The following is a 3,439-nucleotide window of genomic DNA, read 5'->3' on the forward strand; positions in this document are numbered from 1 at the left end:
AAACCCTAGGAATCTCTGAAAATCTTGTACGAGATGCATTTCAATATCTTCAGGATTGTGGATTTATTGCAAAGTACGATGCTCAAAGCGAGATTACAGAAGCAATGAAGGCTATTCAAATCTTACCGCTTGGGGAAAAGCTTGTTGAAGCAGATAAAGCATCAAAAACCAAGGTGAAAAAGAGTGCTGAAGTGGAACTTGGTTACGATAAAACCGGACCACATGTTAATTTGACATTTGGAATATCTAACACCTAATCTGTTCTTGATTCATCTTTTCACCGGTGATATACTAAAACCACAATACATAATAGAAAGGCTGATTGATTATGCCCAGAACTAAAGGAAGCAAGAATAGGCCCAAAGCTATGACCACTGATTTTGCAACCCAGATTGCAGAGAAGCAGGAAACTGTTGCATCTCTGAATACTGAGATCGCATCCATCACCGCCAACATTGACACTTTGAAGGCTGACCTGAAAGTGAAGAAGACTGCTCTGAAGAAGGCCGAAAAAGAAGTGGCAATGCTGGAAGCGAAGAAGGCAAAGGCAGATGCCAAAGCGGCAGAAGAAGCAAAAAAGACAGAAGCAGAGTCCGTTCTGAAAAAGCTGCTGGCCGAAGGCATGAGTGCCGATGAAATCCTCGCAAAACTGAAATAACACGAAAAACCCGTGATGGACAGGCATAACGCGCCGTTCATTACGGGTTTTAGGGTTATAAGAACATAAGTTTATCCAGCGGCAACATCAAACTGAAAATGTACCGGAAGGTTGAACTGTTTGATAAACGCATGGTGCTGGGCGTGGTAGTGACGCAGATCGTACCCCAGATGATGCAGTTCCAGCAGTTTTACCAGCACCAGATTAAGGTGGATTCCCTTAGCAGCGGCAATCTGAGCAGCATCCAGCCCGCGCTTCGTCATTTGATAGACCTCATCACTGTCCAGCATCAGGTGGGATGTGAAAGCGTTATGCTCGTAAAGAAGAATATGCCTATCCTTAATGGTCAGAAACTTGTTTAAGGTATGCAGGTCCATAAGCAGCTGATGCTCCAGATAATGCCCCAGCGCATAGCCGCACACCATCTGCTTTGTCTGTTTGTCCAGCTGGCGATTGATAAGGATCAGTGGCTTATCAAAATAGAGCGAAAGTAAACCCAACATATCTTTAATGCGAGATGTTTCATTGATGTCCAGACTACAACTGCGCGCGATCTGTTTAATGTTGCGAGTTCCGACATTTTGTACAAGTTCATTAGCAGCTTGGTGAATAAATGCAGAATCCATAATGTAATCTCCTTTCGGGGATGGCATAGTGAATAGAACAGTGATTTACAGGTTCATGATTCGTTCCTTTTCTCGTTTTTGTTCTCGATACTTAAAATAGGCTTTGTGCATTTCATACATAATGCCGTCCATATCCTGCGGGGTCAACTCTCCGCTGGCAAATAGCTCAGTAAGCTCAAATGCGAGATGCTGGGCTTCTATTTTGCCCTTTTTTCCGTAGGCTTCGGCGGCACGTTCGATAAATAAAGACTGATCCGGCTGTAAATAGGTCAAAGGTACATGGAATATATCAGCCATCTTTTCGAGCATTTCAACACTGCGAGGATAGCGGCCATCACGCTCCCATCCGATGATCGTTCGTTTGTTGATACCCAGACATTGCGCCAATTCGTCCTGTGTTAAAGAATGTTTCTTTCGTAGATCGCGAACTTTCTCCCCAAATTTCATGTTTGCAACCTTTCTATGGAGTAGTTATCGTGCTGTAACAATGTGCAATGGAATTTGTAAATATTCAATCAGTAAGATGCAATAAATTTTCACATTTTCCTCTTGACACGGCGATATGACTTGCTTATAATATATGCTATATTCTATCATCTTTTGAATTATTATACTGTAAAAATCGTAAATATGCAAGATGAAAAAGATGAAAAAAGAGCGGAAGTTCAAAAGGTGAAGTTGAATAGAAGATAAGAAGAAACTTAAACCAACACAAAGGAGGCCGTGAAAAGATGAGCAACGGAGAACATGAAATCCGCACCCCAAAAGGGCTGCGGATCGGGAATCGCAGTGTCGTTGATGGAAAGAATATGCTCCAGATCAAGCGTGGTGGCTGTGAAGATTATATTTCTGCCGAATCTCTGGTGGAGTACATTCACGGTCTGCCTGTGAAGAACATTGAATTTGCCACGGCGGAGGATTGCCGGAAAGAAGCCTGAAGCATAGTGCTTCATCGGACACTGAAAGCGCAGAGGTGGAATCTTAGGCGGCACTTAGTTAGCCGACCAGCTCCATCAGACGTTCTTTTGGGTCTACAATACAATATCTGTTTGTTAGAGCGATACCGTAGCAATATGTGATATAGGCCGGAACAGAATGAGCGAATGCAGCGCAGTAGTGCGCCTGCAAGTAGTTCATCCTGTTCCGGCTTTTTTATTTTTCAAAATTTTTTGAAAAACTGTATTCCAAAATGGCTTTGCGGATTCCTATTAGTATAGGGACTTCAAACAAATAGAAAGCAGCAAGAGGAATCTTAGATTCCCGTTCAAAAAAAACGGGTGAATCTGAGACGATTTTTGCTGCTTTTTTCAGTTCACCCGAAGCCGAAAGGCAGAAAGGTGGACAAAATGCTTACATTGAAAAAGGTCAAGGAACTGGTAGAAGCACCTTCCCATGCAAAGCGCACTCCTTCTCCCAAGATGCTTTTCGAGGAAGGTATCGTGCTGCTTCGCAGGGAATTTGATCAGGGCAGTCATCTAACGGTCTACAACAGCGGTTATGTTTTGTTTTCTGCAGGGAAGCGAAACACCGTGTTCCATATCCATGACTGCTGTGGTGACTATGCCTACGATGCAGCAGAGGGTAAGGGCGATGTGATCGAGGAAGAGTATTTTGAAAACTGCGAGTGGCATATCCGTGCTTTGTTTGAGGGTGAGCGGAAGATGGAAGATAATCAGGCAAAGTGCGAGGGTGCAGGGCGAAGCAATGTGTGCGTTTCCTACCACGCATTATCGGAGGACTGGAGTGAGATTGCTGACCGCACGATCAATATGTTGGAAAAGATTATTGAGAATGAAGCTGTTCATGCGATGCTGGCTGTTCTGACAGATAAACAGCGTGACCTCATCCATCAGCAGTTTGTTCTTGGAAAGACCCATCAGGAAATTGCAGACGATATGGGAATATCGCGTGGGTCGGTAACAAGAGCGGTAAATCAGGCTCTTGAACGGATTCGCCGGAAATTTGATTTTGAAGCACATTATGAATTGGCAGCAGGAGGTTTGGCATGAGAGGGGAACGTCAGATGAACAAGAACTCACAGCGGTTAAAGGACGGTGCAAGCGGTTCTCCTTATATAAATAGGTGTGGCGAGTATACCATCGAGGTCGAATTTGCTGGTAGCAGTTCTCTGGAAAGCTGCATTGCAGCCTATCTC

6 protein-coding genes are annotated in these 3,439 nt (G+C 44.0%); 4 read left to right on the plus strand and 2 right to left on the minus strand.

Annotated elements, in window-relative coordinates; genetic code table 11:
* Together ACT8X9_RS13120 and ACT8X9_RS13125 are read left to right on the plus strand one after the other, a co-directional pair.
* Positions 1–257 (plus strand): hypothetical protein (locus tag ACT8X9_RS13120; protein ID WP_444269288.1); only part of this gene is annotated, 257 nt, incomplete at its 5' end.
* A 71-nt stretch (positions 258–328) separates the two neighbouring features.
* Positions 329–658, plus strand: coding sequence for a hypothetical protein (locus ACT8X9_RS13125; RefSeq protein WP_444269289.1), 330 nt, complete (start codon positions 329–331; stop codon positions 656–658).
* Between the two features lie 71 nt (positions 659–729).
* Here ACT8X9_RS13125 and ACT8X9_RS13130 read toward each other — a convergent pair whose 3' ends face one another.
* Together ACT8X9_RS13130 and ACT8X9_RS13135 are read right to left on the minus strand one after the other, a co-directional pair.
* A complete protein-coding gene (locus ACT8X9_RS13130) occupies positions 730–1,284 on the minus strand; it encodes an ImmA/IrrE family metallo-endopeptidase (RefSeq protein WP_444269290.1) in 555 nt (184 codons plus the stop codon).
* 45 nt (positions 1,285–1,329) lie between these two features.
* Positions 1,330–1,731: a helix-turn-helix transcriptional regulator gene (locus ACT8X9_RS13135; RefSeq protein WP_112148167.1), complete on the minus strand. Its 402-nt coding sequence runs from the start codon at positions 1,729–1,731 to the stop codon at positions 1,330–1,332.
* 284 nt (positions 1,732–2,015) lie between these two features.
* Between ACT8X9_RS13135 and ACT8X9_RS13140 the strand changes: the two genes are divergently transcribed.
* A complete protein-coding gene (locus tag ACT8X9_RS13140; RefSeq protein ID WP_444269291.1) occupies positions 2,016–2,222 on the plus strand; it encodes a hypothetical protein in 207 nt (68 codons plus the stop codon).
* 408 nt (positions 2,223–2,630) lie between these two features.
* Positions 2,631–3,293: a sigma-70 family RNA polymerase sigma factor gene (locus ACT8X9_RS13145; protein ID WP_444269292.1), complete on the plus strand. Its 663-nt coding sequence runs from the start codon at positions 2,631–2,633 to the stop codon at positions 3,291–3,293.
* Positions 3,294–3,439 lie beyond the last annotated feature (146 nt).

This window comes from Faecalibacterium sp. (genome assembly GCF_052358865.1).
Taxonomy (GTDB): Bacteria; Bacillota; Clostridia; order Oscillospirales; family Ruminococcaceae; genus Faecalibacterium; species Faecalibacterium butyricigenerans.